This window comes from Paenibacillus sp. FSL W7-1088, from assembly GCF_037969855.1.
Classification (GTDB): domain Bacteria; phylum Bacillota; class Bacilli; order Paenibacillales; family Paenibacillaceae; genus Paenibacillus.
In genome coordinates this window covers 4,843,137-4,860,979 of record NZ_CP150216.1, presented here as the reverse complement: position 1 = coordinate 4,860,979, position 17,843 = coordinate 4,843,137, and the positions used below count along the sequence as shown (strand labels likewise).

13 protein-coding genes are annotated in these 17,843 nt (G+C 46.3%); 12 read left to right on the top strand and 1 reads right to left on the bottom strand.

Annotated features, from left to right (window positions below):
- Window positions 1-16: 16 nt before the first annotated feature.
- The 4 genes from MKY42_RS21935 to MKY42_RS21920 all read left to right on the top strand — a co-directional run bounded on the left by MKY42_RS21935 (window position 17) and on the right by MKY42_RS21920 (window position 3,197).
- Window positions 17-745, top strand: coding sequence for a ThuA domain-containing protein (locus MKY42_RS21935; RefSeq protein ID WP_090900888.1), 729 nt, complete (start codon window positions 17-19; stop codon window positions 743-745).
- Window positions 746-1,066: 321 nt separating this feature from the next.
- On the top strand, window positions 1,067-1,384 hold the full coding sequence (locus MKY42_RS21930) for a helix-turn-helix domain-containing protein (protein WP_024631037.1): 318 nt from the start codon (window positions 1,067-1,069) through the stop codon (window positions 1,382-1,384).
- 167 nt (window positions 1,385-1,551) lie between these two features.
- Window positions 1,552-2,286, top strand: a complete 735-nt coding sequence (locus tag MKY42_RS21925) for a hypothetical protein (protein ID WP_090900885.1) — start codon at window positions 1,552-1,554, stop codon at window positions 2,284-2,286.
- Between the two features lie 197 nt (window positions 2,287-2,483).
- A complete protein-coding gene (locus MKY42_RS21920; RefSeq protein WP_090900882.1) occupies window positions 2,484-3,197 on the top strand; it encodes a hypothetical protein in 714 nt (237 codons plus the stop codon).
- An 82-nt stretch (window positions 3,198-3,279) separates the two neighbouring features.
- Here MKY42_RS21920 and MKY42_RS21915 read toward each other — a convergent pair whose 3' ends face one another.
- Window positions 3,280-3,996, bottom strand: a complete 717-nt coding sequence (locus MKY42_RS21915) for a Crp/Fnr family transcriptional regulator (protein ID WP_076291848.1) — start codon at window positions 3,994-3,996, stop codon at window positions 3,280-3,282.
- A 431-nt stretch (window positions 3,997-4,427) separates the two neighbouring features.
- Between MKY42_RS21915 and adhE the strand changes: the two genes are divergently transcribed.
- The 8 genes from adhE (at window position 4,428) to MKY42_RS21875 (ending at window position 17,842) form a co-directional block, all read left to right on the top strand.
- A complete protein-coding gene (gene adhE, locus MKY42_RS21910; RefSeq protein ID WP_090900879.1) occupies window positions 4,428-7,040 on the top strand; it encodes a bifunctional acetaldehyde-CoA/alcohol dehydrogenase in 2,613 nt (870 codons plus the stop codon).
- 729 nt (window positions 7,041-7,769) lie between these two features.
- On the top strand, window positions 7,770-10,028 hold the full coding sequence (gene pflB / locus MKY42_RS21905) for a formate C-acetyltransferase (RefSeq protein ID WP_090900876.1): 2,259 nt from the start codon (window positions 7,770-7,772) through the stop codon (window positions 10,026-10,028).
- Between the two features lie 90 nt (window positions 10,029-10,118).
- Complete coding sequence (gene pflA, locus MKY42_RS21900) at window positions 10,119-10,871, top strand: pyruvate formate-lyase-activating protein (RefSeq protein WP_339844614.1); 753 nt, start codon at window positions 10,119-10,121, stop codon at window positions 10,869-10,871.
- A gap of 216 nt (window positions 10,872-11,087) precedes the next feature.
- Window positions 11,088-12,452 carry an extracellular solute-binding protein gene (locus tag MKY42_RS21895; protein ID WP_090900871.1) on the top strand — a complete coding sequence of 455 codons (1,365 nt, stop codon included), beginning with the start codon at window positions 11,088-11,090 and terminating at the stop codon, window positions 12,450-12,452.
- A gap of 171 nt (window positions 12,453-12,623) precedes the next feature.
- Complete coding sequence (locus MKY42_RS21890) at window positions 12,624-13,508, top strand: sugar ABC transporter permease (protein WP_090900868.1); 885 nt, start codon at window positions 12,624-12,626, stop codon at window positions 13,506-13,508.
- A complete protein-coding gene (locus tag MKY42_RS21885) occupies window positions 13,508-14,338 on the top strand; it encodes a carbohydrate ABC transporter permease (RefSeq protein ID WP_090900865.1) in 831 nt (276 codons plus the stop codon). The genes MKY42_RS21890 and MKY42_RS21885 overlap by 1 nt, the downstream gene beginning before the upstream one ends.
- Window positions 14,339-14,369: 31 nt before the next feature.
- Window positions 14,370-16,211 (top strand): sensor histidine kinase, encoded by a 1,842-nt coding sequence (locus MKY42_RS21880; protein ID WP_179263988.1) that lies wholly within the window; start codon window positions 14,370-14,372, stop codon window positions 16,209-16,211.
- Window positions 16,208-17,842: a response regulator gene (locus MKY42_RS21875; protein ID WP_090900859.1), complete on the top strand. Its 1,635-nt coding sequence runs from the start codon at window positions 16,208-16,210 to the stop codon at window positions 17,840-17,842. Before MKY42_RS21880 ends, MKY42_RS21875 begins: the two co-directional genes overlap by 4 nt.
- Window position 17,843 lies beyond the last annotated feature (1 nt).

The following is a 17,843-nucleotide window of genomic DNA, read 5'->3' as shown; positions in this document are numbered from 1 at the left end:
TAGGGGGAAATTGAATATGATTAACGTCACCATTTGGAATGAATTTGTCCATGAGAAAATTCACGATGAAGTAAGGGAAGTCTACCCTGACGGTTTGCACATGGCGTTGGCAAACGGACTGGGAGGCGAAGGCTTCGCCATTCGCACTGCAACACTAGATCAGCCTGAGCACGGATTAAGTGATGAGGTGCTGAATTCTACAGATGTGCTTATATGGTGGGGACATATGGCGCATGATCGTGTGAGCGACGAGATTACACAGAAGGTTGCACAGCGGGTCCTGGATGGTATGGGGTTGATTGTGCTGCACTCCGGTCACTTCTCTAAGCCATTCAAAGCGCTGATGGGCACAAGTTGTGATCTGAAATGGCGTGAAGCCAATGAGCAGGAGATTATCTGGTGTGTGAATCCGTCCCATCCCATTGCTGAGGGCATCAATAGCAAAATAATTCTGGAAAAAGAAGAGATGTACGGGGAATTCTTCGATATTCCAGTGCCGGATGAGCTGGTGTTTGTAAGCAATTTCCAAGGCGGAGAGGTATTCCGGAGCGGATGTACGTTCCTCCGAGGTTCGGGAAAAATCTTCTATTTCCGTCCAGGTCATGAAACATACCCGACCTTCTACAATCCGGAAATTTTAAAAGTGATCAGCAATGGTGTGAAGTGGGCATATCCTACGCGTAACGTTAAGCCGGAATATGGCTTCAGCGAACCTGTAAGATCACTTGGTAACGTGCTGGTTTAAGCTGCAAATTGGCTGTGTGAACGCATAGAATAAACGATATACCAAAGAACCTTTCTCCAAGTCAAGTATGACTGAGGCAGCAAGGTTTTTTTGGTTAATAAAAGGAACTTTTTGGGTAAGATAGCTACATGGGAGTTAGACGATATTTTCCCATGGTTCCGCTGTCCCATGTGATGTATACTGAGTTGTATCATCGAAGTTGGGTTATGCCTCTAAAATTTTAACTTTTTAGCGGCAGACGTTTTCTTTGAGACTTAAATATGTTATTATGAAATATACTAACTAAACGTAAGTTGAGTGATCTCTAAAGAGGTGATTAATGTGGAAGGCCAAGATCTGCGGATGTGTCCGCGCTTTGAGACGGCGTTTTCTTTCTTGGGTAAGCGCTGGAACGGTCTGATTATTCAAACGTTGATGAGTGGTTCGAAGCGATTCAAGGATATCTCCAACCTGATACCATCCATGAGTGATAAGATGTTGTCAGAACGGATGAAAGATCTGGAAAGCGAAGGAATTCTGATCCGTCATGTCTATCCGGAGACGCCAGTTCGTATTGAATATGAACTGACAGAGAAAGGCAAGGCGCTACAGCCCGTTATGAATCAAATTCAAGACTGGGCAGAGCAGTGGGTTGAGTAGTAACAGCTTCCCCGGCTCAAACTAAAGGAACTGTTGGCATAAAGGCTCTTGGTTTCCAGTGGAAATCAGGAGTTTTTGTCTTCAGGGTTCTGCACATGTTGTCGCGAGTTGTAGTATAATTGTAAATAAAATGGCCGCAGGCGGCCGGAGCGAGGAGGCCACTTGTCATGAGAGAAGAAAGCTTATCCCGTGAAGTACGCTACGGCAAGCAAGATATTGCAGAACTTGAGAGCGCATCCATCCAGGTACATTTAATCTACAAAAAAGCTGCGGAGCTATTTAAACGAACTTCATATTCCCCGTCGGTTAAGGATGATGATGTTGCAGGAGAGAAGACTCATTCTACGAATAGCAATGGTCAGGGAACGGCTCCGGCGGTGCTGCAAAAATGGATTCAGACAGCAAGAGGCTGGAAGTGTATCGGATGTGAATTGAGACAACCCGATTCCAACGGGGGTCAGGCTGAAGCCACCCTTCATGAAGAACGTATGTATCTGGATGTGGGCGAAGGTCGTTTTGTTCAAGCGGAGATGCTGATTCAGGCGATTGTATGGTCACAGTATGAGAAGATCCGCCTGTTTGCGCCCTGGCTGGGTGATGACACCTTCTACACTGTGCAGGAGCTGGATGTGATTGCCCGTTATATTGTACCTACCTATTTCTCCGAACGACCGCTGCATGAGCAGGGCAAGGTATCCAAGGTACACCAGTCATCGGGTCAGATTCCGCTCTATCAGGAATATGTGGATGCACCTTCGTTCTGTGTGCAGGTGGACGGTGGTTTACTTGAAGGGCGTTTGCTGACAGGCGTTTATGTGTCGGAGGAACAGTTCTTTGGGCTCAATCCGTATCTGAAGGATGGAGACGGAGGCCGTACCTACATGCAGGCTTGTGTCCAGTAACGATGCTACTCCAAAGACCTTAATGATAATTAGGAGCCAAAGGGCCTGCTTGCAGGCTCTTTGTGCTGTACAAACCAGTTATGGACGCTGCTGGATGAAAAGTAACGGCATTGACACTTTTTTTGCATGAATTTTGTGCCATAATAGAGGTTATGGACAACAGGGTGAATGATTTTACGCAGGGTGGTGTTACCTACATGAAGAAGAGAATCCCCGGTTACATAGGTATATGTCTGCTTATTCTGGTTATATTAGCCGGGTGTAGCGAGACACAGCCTTCCGAACAGCCAATCGTCAAAGAGACCGAATCGCAGAATACAATTACTGTGGCAGTGGATGGCAGTACCTTTTTGCCTGACGCAACGAAGTCCATTAAGAGAGATTTTAGTGAAGGTCTGACGCTCAAGAAAGCACTGTTGAACAGTGGACTTGTCGATTTTACAGCAGATGGCAAGCGGATCCAATCCGTAGGGGAAGTTTCGCTGGACTCCTCACTTAGCTGGGCAGTCAAACTGAATGGCAAGGATATTGACCCGGAAAATTGGGATATGGAGCTTCATGTCAAAGATGAAGTGATCATATATGTAAAAGCCGCTGACAGTGGGGGAGACGATGTTGTTTATCAAACAACATTGCTCAAGGTGAGCGGTGGAAATATTATGCCGAATCTCAATCGTCAATATGCCGGGGTGTATGTTCAGGAATGTACGGTGCGTGATGTATTAAAGTCCAGTGGCATTGTGAGAATGTCGGAGAACAACAAATTTGTCGTTTCAGTCGAAAATGTGACTCCCCGGATGAACCAACGCTGGATGATCATGGTGAATGACAAGGAACTGATGGAAAACGGTTTGGACATGAAGTTGAATCCTCGTGATGCAGTAAAGCTGGAGTTGACTACTGTATCTTAAGCATAACAAAAGCCCAATCTTCGTCTCGGAAGAAGGGCTTTTTTTTATCTGCATATCAGGTGAATATCAGACGGGGAAAGCGTCAGATTCGGCAAATCTCGTTAGGACACAGTTCACAGTGACAGATGCCCTGGAGCATGTGCAGATCCTTGATGACAATCATGCCGTTGTCGTATTCTATGGCGTCTTTTTTACGCAGATCGCTTAACATACGGTTGACACTTTCACGGGTTGCTCCAATCATATTGGACAGATCTGTGTGTGTTATTTTTTTATGAATCATGACATGCTCTCCATGAGGCTCGCCATAGGAATTGGACAATCGAATTAGCGTGGAGCAGAGAGCGCCCGGTTTGCCATATAACATCAGATCACGGAATTTGGTTTGGGTTAACCGGTGATGAATACCCATCCATTTCATAAAGTCTATCGCAAAGTCACAATGCTGGCAGATCAGCATCTCCAGGTCTTTATGCTCCAGTACACCGATCTCACTGTCCTCCAGTACTTCCGCCGAAAAGCTGTGTTTCGATCCGAAGAACGGATCAGCCTGCCCAATCATATCTCCGGATTGATACATGTACATAATCAGTTCTTTGCCTTCATCCGTGGATTTGGTGATCTGAGCACGGCCCCGTTTCATATAATAAAGTTTGTCAGAGACATCTCCTTCCCAATACAGATGGGTGCCTTCCGGATAGGTTCTGTCCTTCATCGTTACGAGCAGATGGTTGAAATTCGCTTCCGAGAAACAGTTGGTATTTCCGCGTTTTTCCAGTACACTCAGTTGTTCTCTCATAAGTCTATCTCCCCTTTGTGTCCATCGGGCGGCCTTCTGCAGCTTGGACTGGCCCCCGTGGTTCGCCGCAAACCGTTGCCGTCCTGATCAGGGTCATCTCTCGGCCGGGAAGGACGGTACAAATTGCGGTGGTTCAATTTTTAAGTTCAGTATATACCTTATCTTGCTGTTTGAGGGGCATGGAAAGGGGGCAAAAATGGCGAAATTTCAAACATTGTGATTAAATTCACTTTCGGAAGGGGAGGATGAATCTGACAGCCCTATAGTTTAAATAGGAAGTGTAAATGGCTAAGTGAAAGACAGTAAAAAACTTAAATTAAATTTGTTATACTTTGTGAAAAAAATCACATAATTAACTCTTTCCCCATGATACGATGTGAATGTAAAGAAGAGAGACAAACCAATACGAAACCTTTAGGAGGATGAGGGAGATGGCTGTAAAGAACGAAGTCGCCCCAGTAAAAGAACCGACAGCAGGTCAGTATATTCAAACGTTAATTGACAAAGCGAATAAAGCACATGCAGCATTCATGTCCATGGATCAGAAACAGATTGACCGCATCGTGCAAGCGATGGCGCTGGCAGGTCTGGACAAACATATGATGCTCGCCAAGATGGCCGTGGAAGAAACAGGCCGGGGTGTGTATGAGGATAAAATCACCAAAAATATATTTGCAACAGAATATGTGTATCATAGCATCAAATATGACAAAACAGTAGGGGTTATTGAAGATAACGAATACGAAAGCTTCCAGAAAATTGCGGAGCCTGTCGGTATCATCATGGGGATTACCCCGGTAACCAATCCAACATCCACCACGATGTTCAAAGCACTGATTTCCATCAAAACGCGTAACCCGATCATCTTCGGTTTCCACCCATCTGCACAGAACTGTAGCCGGGAAGCTGCCAAAATCCTGCTTGATGCTGCGGTGAAGCATGGTGCTCCAGCGGATTGTATCCAGTGGATTGATGATCCTTCCATGGATCGCACAAACGCGCTCATGAATCATAACGATGTGGCGCTCATTCTGGCAACAGGCGGATCAGGCATGGTACGGGCGGCATACAGCTGTGGTAAACCGGCACTGGGCGTAGGGCCAGGGAACGTACCTTGCTTTATTGAGAAAAGTGCAGATATCAATCAAGCGGTAACGGATTTGATTTTGTCCAAATCGTTCGATAACGGCATGATCTGTGCTTCCGAGCAAGCAGTCATTATCGAAGAACCGATCTTCGATCAGGTGAAAAAGAAAATGATCGCGAACGGCTGTTACTTCGTGAACAAGGATGAGGCCGCAAAATTGACCGCAGGTGCGATTAATGCTGAGAAATGTGCGGTGAACCCGGCGATTGTTGGTCAATCTGCAGTCAGTATTGCGCAAATGTGCGGTATCGAGGTCCCTGCTGGCACCAAAATTCTCGTAGCCGAGATAGAAGGGGTAGGCACGAAGTTCCCATTGTCGGCTGAGAAACTAAGTCCAGTACTGGCTTGCTACAAAGTGAAAACGGCAGCTGAAGGGATTGAGCGCGCAGCGGAAGTGGTTGCTTTTGGCGGCATGGGTCACTCCTCCGTTATTCATTCGACGAACGAAGAAGTCATTGGCAAATTCGCAGATCGCCTGCAAACCGGCCGGATTATCGTCAATTCTCCATCCACACACGGCGCCATCGGTGACATCTACAACACCAACATGCCGTCACTGACATTGGGCTGCGGATCGTATGGACGTAACTCGACTTCTTCCAACGTAACCGCTGTGAACTTAATCAACGTGAAAAGGGTGGCTCGCCGTACCGTGAATATGCAGTGGTTCAAAGTGCCGAATAAAGTCTACTTCGAAAAAGGTGCAACACAGTATCTTGCCAAAATGCCGGACATCACACGCGTAGCCATTATTACGGATGCGATGATGGTCAAACTCGGCTATGTAGAAAAAGTGGAGCACTATCTGCGTCAACGTCAAATGCCGGTAGCGATTGAAGTGTTCTCTGATGTCGAACCCGATCCGTCCACAACAACGGTAGACCGCGGTACGGAAATGATGCGCCGCTTCCAGCCAGACTGCATTATCGCACTCGGCGGGGGATCACCGATGGATGCTGCCAAAGCGATGTGGCTGTTCTATGAATATCCTGACACAGATTTCAACGATTTGAAGCAAAAATTCATGGATATCCGCAAACGGATTTACAAATATCCACGTCTCGGCGTGAAAGCGAAATTCGTAGCGATCCCGACAACCTCGGGCACAGGTTCGGAAGTAACATCGTTCGCGGTCATCACGGACAAAAATCAAGGCAATACGAAATATCCACTGGCAGACTACGAGTTAACACCAGACGTAGCCATCGTAGACCCGGAATTCGTATACTCTCTGCCTAGAACCGCTGTTGCGGATACAGGTATGGACGTATTGACTCACGCCATTGAAGCATATGTATCCGTCATGGCGAATGATTACACGGATGGTCTCGCGATCAAAGCGATTCAACTGGTATTCCAATACCTCGAGCAATCGGCGCTGCAAGGTGACAAATTGGCTCGTGAGAAAATGCATAATGCTTCGACGATTGCCGGTATGGCTTTTGCCAACGCGTTCCTGGGCATTAACCACAGCTTGGCTCATAAATGGGGCGGTCAGTACCACACCGCACATGGACGTACCAATGCGATCCTGATGCCACACGTCATTCGCTACAATGCGAAAAAACCGACGAAGTTTGCATCGTTCCCGAAATATTCGCACTTTGTTGCAGATGAGCGTTATGCCGAAATTGCCCGCATTCTGGGATTGCCTGCCCGTACGACAGAAGAAGGGGTTACCAGCCTCATCAATGCCATCCGCAAACTGAACAAAACATTGGGGATTGAAGAGTCGTTCCAGGAAATCGGATTCGACGCCAAAGACTTTGAGGCACATGTGGATTATCTGGCAGACCGCGCATTCGAGGACCAATGTACAACAGCCAATCCAAAACTGCCGCTGGTGACCGAACTGGCAGATGTATACCGCAACGCTTTCTACGGCAAGTTTGAATAACAACTAAAGCAGCAGCAGGATTTAGGCAGGTATAGTCAGGGTTCCCCGAAAGGGGAGCCCCGATTGCCGTCTTTTCTGTAAAAGGTTACACGGAATCCGTGATGTTACTTTTTGAACCAGGTAATCACACCATAACGGAGAGGGCAGAAAAAACTGAAGAAGCGAAGCGTTTGCTTCAAGCACGATTTTAACCTTCTATGCAATATAGTTTGAACCTTACATGTACACGATAACGGAGAGGAGAGAAAAAACCTGAAGAAGCGATAGCGCTCGCCTTTATCCCCTGATTTTACCTTTTATAAAGGGAATCAACAAAATCTGGGGGTAACAGCGATCGGAAGGTTGTTCTATCCTCGGAGTGGCTAGTGTACATATCCTTTCGTTCAAATTATATTGTTCAATCCAGGAAATCGGATTTGAACAGCGATCGGAAGTTGTTCTGCCCGCGCAGTGGATAAGTGTGAATTTTGCAGGGTTCACTTTGACACAGCACAGGTGAAGTGAGGATGGTCACAAACTTTGTGATAAAAATCACAGATGATGAAAGAACGAAGACGTATACTGAAAATGTAAGAAAAACATTCATCCGCGGTTCCGGTTCCCAAGTAGAGAGAACATGTTCCGGCTCACATGTGAAATTTATCACATTAATCGCGGCTCTGGGCACAGATGAGACGAGTGAAGCATTCTGTCATGTGTCCGGAAATCCAAATTTGTGGAGGGATTACTATGTCGGTGATCGAAAAAGATGTCAAACAACAAACAGGTTGGAGAAACTTTACCAAAGGAACATGGACGAAATCCGTAGATGTGAATGATTTTCTGGCACGCAACTTATCACCTTACTATGGCGACGAAGCATTTCTTGCAGGTGCAACTCAGAATACGAAAGAGTTATGGGATATCGTTTCTGATCTGACCAAAAAAGAGCGCGATAACGGCGGGGTACTCGATGTTGACGTAAATACGCCAGCGACGATTGTTTCTCACCAACCAGGTTATCTGGATAAATCCAAAGAGCAGATTGTTGGTGTTCAAACAGATGCTCCATTCAAACGTTCCATTCAGCCATTCGGTGGAATTCGCATGATGATTGATGCTTGTGAAGCTTATGGTTTTGAAATGCCTCAAGGCGTCATTGATATATTTACGAACATCCGCAAAACACATAACCAGGGCGTATTTGATGCTTACACATCTGAAATGCGTGCAGCACGTAAAGCAGGGATTATTACCGGTCTGCCTGATGCTTACGGCCGTGGCCGGATCATCGGTGACTATCGCCGGGTAGCTCTGTATGGTGTGGACTTCCTGATTCGAAATAAAAAAGGCGAACTGAATGCACTTGAAGTCGACGTGATTGATGAAGATGTCATTCGCCTGCGTGAAGAACTGTCCGAGCAGATTCGTGCATTGCAAGAATTGAAACAACTGGGTGAAATGCACGGTTTCGATATTTCCTTGCCAGCGACAACCGCGAAAGAAGCGTTCCAATGGCTCTACTTCGGTTACCTGGCTGCGATCAAAGAGCAAAACGGTGCGGCGATGTCCCTGGGACGTGTTTCTTCGTTCCTTGATATTTACATCGAACGTGATTTGCAAGAAGGTTTGCTAACCGAAGAACAGGCTCAAGAACTGGTTGACCATTTTGTTATGAAACTGCGGATCGTCAAATTCCTGCGTACACCGGATTATAATGAATTGTTCAGTGGAGACCCAACATGGGTAACGGAATCCATCGGTGGCATGTCCGTAAATGGAGAGACCCGTGTTACGAAAAACAGCTTCCGTTTCCTGCACACCCTGAACAACCTGGGTCCTGCACCTGAGCCGAACCTTACGGTACTTTGGTCCACCAAGCTTCCGGAAGCGTTCAAACAATACTGTACCAAAGTATCCATCGAAACGAGCTCCATCCAGTATGAAAATGATGATCTGATGCGTCCGATCTACGGAGATGATTATGGTATTGCTTGCTGCGTATCTGCGATGAAGATCGGGAAACAAATGCAGTTCTTCGGCGCTCGTGCCAACCTCGCAAAAGCATTGCTGTATGCAATCAATGGTGGTCGTGACGAGAAATCGGGAGCACAGGTTGGACCTGAATATCCGGCGATTACAAGCGAAGTGCTGGATTACAATGAAGTGATGAAACGTTTCAAACCGATGATGGAATGGCTCGCCAAACTGTATATGAACTCACTCAACGTCATTCACTACATGCATGACAAATACAGCTATGAGCGTATTGAAATGGCCCTGCATGACCGCGATATCGTACGTACGATGGCTTGTGGTATCGCTGGTCTCTCGGTTGCAGCAGACTCTCTGAGTGCCATCAAATATGCCAAAGTTAAACCGATCCGCAACGAACAAGGCATCGCAATTGATTTTGAAATTGAAGGTGAATTCCCTTGTTACGGTAACAATGAGGACAGTGTCGATAGCATCGCAGTTGAATTGGTGGAAAGCTTTATGGGCATGATTCGCAAACACAAAGCGTATCGTAATGCGATCCCAACACAGTCTGTACTGACGATTACATCGAACGTGGTTTACGGCAAGAAAACAGGTACAACACCGGATGGCCGTAAAGCAGGCGAACCGTTTGCTCCAGGGGCGAACCCAATGCATGGTCGGGACAAAAAAGGTGCACTGGCATCCCTTGGCTCAGTAGCCAAACTGCCTTACGAACACAGCCTTGACGGGATCTCTAATACATTCTCCATCGTGCCTAAAGCACTCGGAAAAGAGTCAGACACACGTAAATCCAATCTGGTAGCCATGATGGACGGTTATTTTGGTCAAGGAGCACACCATCTGAACGTGAACGTATTTGATCGTCAGCAGTTGATTGACGCGATGGACCACCCGGAAAATTATCCGCAGCTGACTGTACGGGTATCCGGTTACGCGGTTAACTTCATCAAATTGACACGTGAGCAACAACTCGATGTCATTAACCGGACCTTCCACGGTTCCATGTAACTCGGGCTTAGCTTAACAGTTCATAGGAGATAGGAGTAGAACCTCCATATTAAACGCACAGCGGATGCGATACAGAAAGGAAGAGGCAGCATGGTTAATGGACATATTCACTCACTCGAAACTTTCGGGACGGTTGACGGCCCAGGCATCCGCTTCGTGCTTTTTATGCAAGGATGTCTGCTCAAATGCCAGTATTGTCACAATCCGGATACATGGGCACTGGATGGTGGCAGGGAAATGAGCGTGGAGGAGGTACTGGCTGAAATCGAGCCGTACTTGTCCTACTACCGCAGTTCCGGCGGAGGACTTACGGTATCCGGCGGGGAGCCAACATTACAGGCTCATTTTGTAGCCGAGGTTTTCAAAGAAGCGAAACGCCGCTGGGGATTGCATACTACGCTGGACAGTAACGGTTTTAATGAACCTGATCGGATTCATGATTTGTTGGATAACACAGACCTGGTTTTGCTGGATCTAAAGCACATCAATGATGAAAAACATATCAAGCTGACAGGCAAATCTAACGAGAGAACATTGCGCACCGCACAGTGGTTATCGGACAATGGACGAAAAATGTGGATTCGCCACGTGTATGTGCCAGGGATTCACAATGAGGAAGAAGACTTGCTCAATCTGGGGCGGTTTATTGGAACGCTAAATGGAGTCGAGAAGTTCGAAATCCTGCCTTATCATCAGATGGGTATTTACAAATGGCAGGCGATGGGGAAGGCCTATCCGCTGGATGGCGTTCCTTCTCCAAGTGATGAGGAAGTGCAGCGGGCGTATCGTTTGATTGAACAAGGTCGTGCGGAAACAGCGGGTATGACTTGCTCCAATAAGTAACTACAGTTGTATACAGTTCTTCCAACCAAGCAGTCTTTGCGAACATGTTTCGCAGGGGCTGTTTTTTGCTGTTATCTATTGTAAATGCATGATTATTTGTCCAGTGAAGGATTTTATCCCTCCATTGATGAATTGTCATCCTTACGATGTAAGCTACAACTTTTTATAATCAGAGTGTAAAGCCAAATGCTCAATATCTTGAGGAGGGTCATACGAATGAAAAAAGGAATGACATTACTGCTTTCATTATTACTTATCACATCATGGACATTGGCAGGTTGTTCGAGCTCAAGTAACGAACCGCAACAGGGAGCAGGCAATGCGCCTGCGGAGACAAGCAAGGAACCGGTTGAGATGCTTCTCCGTCACACCCAGGTGGGGGCCGACAAACAAAAAAGGCTGGCCATTCTGCAGGACGTTGTAGCCAAAGTGGAGAGCGAAGTACCCAACCTGACCTTTACACTGGACGGAGTTGAATCCGATGTAAACCGCAAGGAGAAACTTCGTGGAGAGATGGCAGCGGGCAATCCGCCGGATATCTTCGAATTGTTCGGTAGTCCGGATTCTAAAGTATATGCTAAAGAGGGCATGTTGTTGGATCTCACACCGATCTTGCAAGAGCTGGGCATCCAGGACCAATTTTCATCACTTGAACCATTTACCTATGAAGGCAAAGTGTACGGACTGCCTATTGGTGGATCGGGTGAAGGATTCTTCTACAATAAAGAGTATTTTGCACAAAAGGGTTGGAAAGCGCCTTCAACAATGGCTGAACTGGATAATATGCTCGCTGAGATCAAAGCTGACGGCAAGGTTCCACTCGCTTCTGCTTCCAAAGCAGGCTGGGTTCCACTCATGTTAACGAACCATCTGTGGTCCCGTTACGCTGGTCCTGATATTACGGCGAAGTTTGCAACAGGCGAAGCCAAGTGGACTGATCCAGGCGTTGTTGCAGGATTTGCGAAGCATAAGGAATGGGTGGATAAAGGTTACTTCAAAAAAGGTGAGCTTGGCTTTGAATATGCTGAATATACAACTCAATTTACGAGTGGTGAAGCGATTCTGATGTACGACGGAACATGGAAATCATCCGTATTTAAGGAAGGACAGAGCGGTGAATCGCTCATCGGCAAGGTTGGTTTCTTCAATATGCCTCCGGTAGAGAATGGTGCAGGAGATCAAACAGCCTTGATGCGTGACGTCAATAACGGATACGGCTTCTCCGCAGCGGTTGCGGATGATCCTCAGAAGCTGGCAGCGGTTAAAGCCTTTATCAAAAACTTCTACAACGAAGATATGCAAGTGCGTGGACTCGTAGAAGATGGTGTGTTACCAGCCATGAAACTGGATGAAAAAGTGCTGACAGACAGCATCACCGACGATTTGATGAAAGAAATTGTAGCTGTTCTGAATGCGTCCCAGACTTCATTCCCGGCATTTGATGCGCTCGTTCAGGCTGATGTAACGACAGAGATCAGCAATCTGCAAATTCAGAAGCTGATTGGTGGACAAACGACGCCAGAGAAGATGGCCGAAGAATTGCAAAAGGTTCAGGAAGAGGCCAATGCTTCAGTAGAATAAACAATACACGATCATTCAAGCAAAGAAACGTAACTGCTAACACCATGCTGGTTTACCCCGGTTGGAACTCTGCCGGGGTAAAACCCTTGGTCCTTTCTAAAGAATTACACTGCTGAGGAATCTGCTCTATACATGAGCATAAGAAGTTGAAGTCACTGAAGGAGGTAGATCATGAACACTTCACTCCGCAGCCCGCTGATCTATACGTTGTTTGTGTTGCCTGCACTGATCTTGTTTATCATGTTTTTCCTGTATCCTATCGGCAGTTCACTCTATTACAGTCTGACCAGTTGGAATGGGGTATCCGCAGAGCCGCGTTTTGTGGGACTGTCCAATTATGCAAAGGCATTGACAGATGAACGTTTTTGGATTTCAACTCGCAATAACGGTTTCTTTATCGCATTTTCCGTTTTGATCCAGGTACCTATCATTGTGCTGTTTTCCCTGCTCATAGCGAACGTAAAGAAATTGAAGGGTTTGTACAAAACAGCCGTCTTTTTGCCGTCCATTATGTCAACGGCCGTCATCGGTATTCTGTGGGGCTTCATCTATGAGCCTAACATCGGCCTGCTGAATCAGTTACTTGAAACGGTAGGAATTTCGCCGGTCTATTGGCTGTCCGATAATCGGTTCGCAATGATATCCATTCTCGTAACCAATGCTTGGCAGTGGACGGGATTCTATATTGTTATGGTTTTGGCAGCCATTCTGGCTATTCCCAAGGATTTGGATGAAGCGGCAGCCATTGATGGTGCAACAGCCGTACAAAGAGCATTCAAAATTACATTGCCACTTATCAGACCTATCATTTCCGTCGTCATCATGCTGTCCATTGCGGGGGCGATGAAGGCAGCTGATATTGTTCTGGTTATGACCAAAGGTGGGCCTGCAGGCTCTACTGAAGTGCTTGCTACGTATATGATCAAATATGCGATTACCAATTTTAAATACGGCTATGGTAATACGATTGCGGTTCTGATCTTTGCTCTGACGCTTGTGCTCACCGCGGTATATCAGTTGCTGGTGGCGAGACGCAACGAAAGGGTGGAATATTGATGGCAAAGAGCATAAAAGGCAGTATACCTCATGTTTTGTTGATGCTGTATCTACTTGCAATTCTGTTTCCCTTTTTATTCGTAATCTTTTCTTCATTTAAGCAGGATAACAATGAGATCGCACTGAATCCGTTCGGTCTGCCTTCCACATGGGTGTTTAATAACTACGTGGAGGCTTGGGTAAATGCCAAGATTGGAACGTATTTCTGGAACAGTATGTACATTTCGGTCTTGTCCTCAGTTGGAACCATTATACTTGGTGCCATGTTTGCTTTTGCTATAACGCGGATGAGACACCGCAAATGGAGCATGTTTCTGTACAGTCTCATTCTGGCGGGTATGCTGATTCCAAACAATGCGCTCATGCTGCCGATTTACTTGCTTGTCCGCAAGCTCGGCATTCTGGATACTCATCTGGCGCTGATCATTCCTTATGTTGCGAATGCAATTCCGTTCACGATTATTATTTTGGCAGCCTTTATGCGGTCGCTCCCTGGAGAAATTGAGGAAGCCGCTGTTATGGATGGGTTGAGGGCTCCGGGTATCTTTGCTAGAATAGTGATACCCCTTACAGTTCCAGCCATTGTTACGGTGTTTATCGTGAATTTCCTCGGCAACTGGAACGAATTTTTACTCGCCAACTATTTCTTATCCACTGATAAACTGCGTACATTGCCCGTCGGCATGGTCCAGTTTCGTGATCAGTATCAAATGAATTATGCCCAGATGTCAGCAGGCATTGTATATAGTGTTGTACCGGTTGTTGTAATCTACGCCATATTGCAGGAGAAAATCATTGAAGGTGTAACGGCAGGTAGTGTTAAAGGTTAATTAACGATGCGTTATATAGGGAGAACGGGAAATGAACTTGCGGATGAAGCTGGCCATGGCATTTCTGTTGCTCATCATTGTACCGATGTGCACGCTTGGAATCGGCATGTTCTTGGTCACATCACATACGATTGAGAAAAAATACAATCAGCAGTCTGAATATGCACTCCAGGCGATTAGCTATAATATCGAGAATGTTTTTCAGCAGATCAACAATGTCACGGACAATGGCATCGCCACATCGGTATTCCAGATGGCTTTGAACGCCAAAGATCCGAGCAAACAGGATCTTGGAATCGGTAATCAATTGTCGCTGAATGCCAGTCAGCGTAATTTCCGTTCCCTTTTATACAACTACCCATTCATCAGTTATGCCTTCTTGTATGATTTGCGTCCGCGTTCGTCCCAGGACAACCAGATTGTCTCTATATTTACGAAGGAAAATTTTCAAGCACTACCTTTTCAACAATTTAAGGTTCATCCAATATTCAAAGAAATCCAGGAGCTCAACGGCGTGCCCAAATGGCTGGCCCCTCTGGAATATCCTGAACTGACGGGCGTAGAGCCTGTCTTTACTCAGATTCGGTTAGTCAAGGAACTTAGTTATTTTCAGAATATTGGGGTCCTTGTCGTTCAGATTAAAAAAGGGGAGATGGACCGCATCTTCCGCCATCTGCAGATAAGTGATTCTGCACAGGATACTTCGTTCCTGCTGATCAATGAAGAGGGTCTGATCGTATACGATCCTTCCGGACGCTACAGCGGAGAGAAGATGGAGAATCTGGGTGTGCGATCTGGAATTTACGGACCGGGATTCAGCAGCACCAGAGCAGTGTTCGATGGCAGTGAAAGCATCATTTCACAATATCATCTGAAAAACTATAACTGGAGTCTGGTCAGTGTTGCTTCATGGGAAGCATTATCCGCAGAGACGAATGTGTTCGCAGGCTGGTCGATTATTATCATTCTGCTGTGTCTGCTTGCTGCGATGGTTTTCAATGTGTTCTTCATGAACCGGATTACCGGCAATATTGCGGTGCTCGTACGATTCATGAGACGTGTAGATGACGGGGATTTTAATGCCCGGGTCGAAGGAAGTGGTTTTGACGAGATGCAGCTGCTCGCCCAAGGGTTCAATGAATTGCTGGATCGGATCGGAGGTCTGTTCCGACGTGTGCGTGCAGAGCAGGAACAGAAGGCTAAGGCAGAACTACGCGTACTTCAAGCCCAGATCAAACCTCATTTTCTATTTAATACGCTGGAATCTATTAACGGACTAGCCATGAGGGGAGAAGGGCGTAAAGTAAGTGAAATGGTGACACGTCTTGGCAATATGCTGCGGATCAGTATCCAGGATCAGGAGGAGATTTCGCTCAGTGAGGAGCTAAGGCACTTGCAGAGTTATCTTGAGATCCAGCATTACAGGTTCAGTGATTTGTTCCGGTATGAGATCGACATTCCGTCTCATCTGTACACATCTTCCATACTCAAGCTTACTCTCCAACCCCTTGTGGAAAATAGTATTCAGCACGGGTTCGAGGGAATTGAATATCAGGGTGTACTTCGGATCAGTGCATTTGTGGAAAGGAATAACTTGGTGCTGCGAGTTGAGGATAATGGTATCGGTATTCCCCAGGAAATGTTGGCTCGATTCGAATACATGGCAGAAGACCCGCCTGAATACATCATGGCTGAGGGAACGAAGCAGCTGTCTTCAATGGCAGAGCGTCGAGGGCTGGGTTTAAGAAGTGTTGCAGATCGGATAAGGATTCAATATGGGGCCGGATACGGAGTGTTTATATGTTCTTCTCCGGGACATGGTACGATCATTCAATGTATTATTCCACAATATGAGCAGGGGGAAGATGAATGAATCTAACCGCGTTGTTGGTTGACGATGAGCTGCCGATTTTGGAGAATTTGAGTTTTATTTTGCCATGGGAAGACATGGGCATTGAAATTGTAGGTACGGCCAGAAGCGGGTCCGAAGCACTGGATAAAGTTGCAGAATGTCACCCTGACATCATGTTATGTGATATTCGCATGCCATCTATGGATGGTCTGGAACTGATTCAAATATTACGTGAGCAAGGTGAAACTTGCGAGATTATTTTGCTGACAGGATATCAGCAGTTCGAGTATGCTCGTACAGCCATTCGTCACAATGTCCATGATTACATATGCAAGCCAATCGATTATCTGGATCTGGAACAGAAATTACGTGAGCTGGCTAGTCAGATTCAGAAGAAACGGTTGGAAGTGGAGGCCGAACGCCACCGCAAATCGGAGATGGAAGTATGGGTAAGGCACAAACATATCATTGACCTGATACGAAAAGAGGAAGATTCATTATATTCTTCCCCTCCTTCTTCCCCCGAACCACAGGCATCTTCGTTACGATATATCCTGCTGCTTATCGATGTGTCGGGTTATTTTAAACATTCGATCGGATGGTCTGGGGCTCGGCATCAAAGCTGGCATGGAATGATCCGTTCCAAACTTAGGGAGATTACAGACCGGATTTGTGCAGGAACTCTGCTGATTTCGGCCCGTAAGGGAGAATGGTGCATGTTGGTGGAGGCGTCAGATGAATGGAGACTGCGAGCAGATGCACTGGCTCAACAGGTTCAGTTGGAACTAGATATGACATTTGAGATAGGTTCAGGCATGAAGACAAGGGTCATTCAGGATGTTATGCCTGTGAAACTGGATGATCAGATGGCTGAGCGATACCGGCACTGTCAGCGATTACTAATCATGAATGATTCTAATCAGCGCAGCGATGCGCTGGAACAAGAATCTGCTGAGCACTCTATGATGTCATCCAAAGAACCTTCCAGCAGGACAACAATGTGGATTACAAAAGAGGATTTAGACTTGATCACCCGCTGGATCAGACAGGGAAATAAACAAGGATTGATAGACCTGCTAGTGAGGCTCAAACATCGAATGAGCGAGCATAAGAGTACGCTGGATGGCGTAGCCGAAAATAGTCTGCGTTTTCTGCTGGTACATATGCTTCGTGAATTGCGCGAAGTACATGTCATGGCTGAACAGGACGAAATACACTTCTGGAGTGCATTGCATTCAGCAACCTCCATCAAGGAATTAATCGAACTGGCAGAGGCACTTGCTTATGTTTGTCATGACAAGAAAAGTGTTCCTCGCCCTTCTGTGTCTGAGTTGATCAGTTCTGCGTGCGAGTATATGAACGCCAGACTGGAATGTGATCTGGGCATTGATGAGGTAGCTGACTGGCTGGGGATCAGTCCAGGTTATTTTTGTCAGCTGTTCAAAAACCAGATGGGTGTAACCTTTGTTGAATATATGACCCATAAGCGGATGGAGAGTGCAGCTTTATTATTGAGTACCACGGAATGGAGTATTACAGCCATTGGAGAAGCGACGGGGTATAAGGAGCGGCGATATTTCTCCAAAGTATTTCATAAACATTTTCACATGAAACCATCCGAATTCAGGTCGAACCAAAGAGCAGGTTCATAAT

Excerpts from the sequence above, each read along its gene's own strand:
- MKY42_RS21920 (WP_090900882.1), top strand. The coding sequence starts at position 2,484 with ATGAAGAAGAGAATCCCCGGTTACATAGGTATATGTCTGCTTATTCTG.
- pflA (WP_339844614.1), top strand. The coding sequence starts at position 10,119 with ATGGTTAATGGACATATTCACTCACTCGAAACTTTCGGGACGGTTGAC.
- MKY42_RS21875 (WP_090900859.1), top strand. The coding sequence starts at position 16,208 with ATGAATCTAACCGCGTTGTTGGTTGACGATGAGCTGCCGATTTTGGAG.
- adhE (WP_090900879.1), top strand. The coding sequence starts at position 4,428 with ATGGCTGTAAAGAACGAAGTCGCCCCAGTAAAAGAACCGACAGCAGGT.
- pflB (WP_090900876.1), top strand. The coding sequence starts at position 7,770 with ATGTCGGTGATCGAAAAAGATGTCAAACAACAAACAGGTTGGAGAAAC.
- MKY42_RS21895 (WP_090900871.1), top strand. The coding sequence starts at position 11,088 with ATGAAAAAAGGAATGACATTACTGCTTTCATTATTACTTATCACATCA.
- MKY42_RS21885 (WP_090900865.1), top strand. The coding sequence starts at position 13,508 with ATGGCAAAGAGCATAAAAGGCAGTATACCTCATGTTTTGTTGATGCTG.
- MKY42_RS21925 (WP_090900885.1), top strand. The coding sequence starts at position 1,552 with ATGAGAGAAGAAAGCTTATCCCGTGAAGTACGCTACGGCAAGCAAGAT.
- MKY42_RS21890 (WP_090900868.1), top strand. The coding sequence starts at position 12,624 with ATGAACACTTCACTCCGCAGCCCGCTGATCTATACGTTGTTTGTGTTG.
- MKY42_RS21935 (WP_090900888.1), top strand. The coding sequence starts at position 17 with ATGATTAACGTCACCATTTGGAATGAATTTGTCCATGAGAAAATTCAC.
- MKY42_RS21880 (WP_179263988.1), top strand. The coding sequence starts at position 14,370 with ATGAACTTGCGGATGAAGCTGGCCATGGCATTTCTGTTGCTCATCATT.
- MKY42_RS21915 (WP_076291848.1), bottom strand. The coding sequence starts at position 3,996 with ATGAGAGAACAACTGAGTGTACTGGAAAAACGCGGAAATACCAACTGT.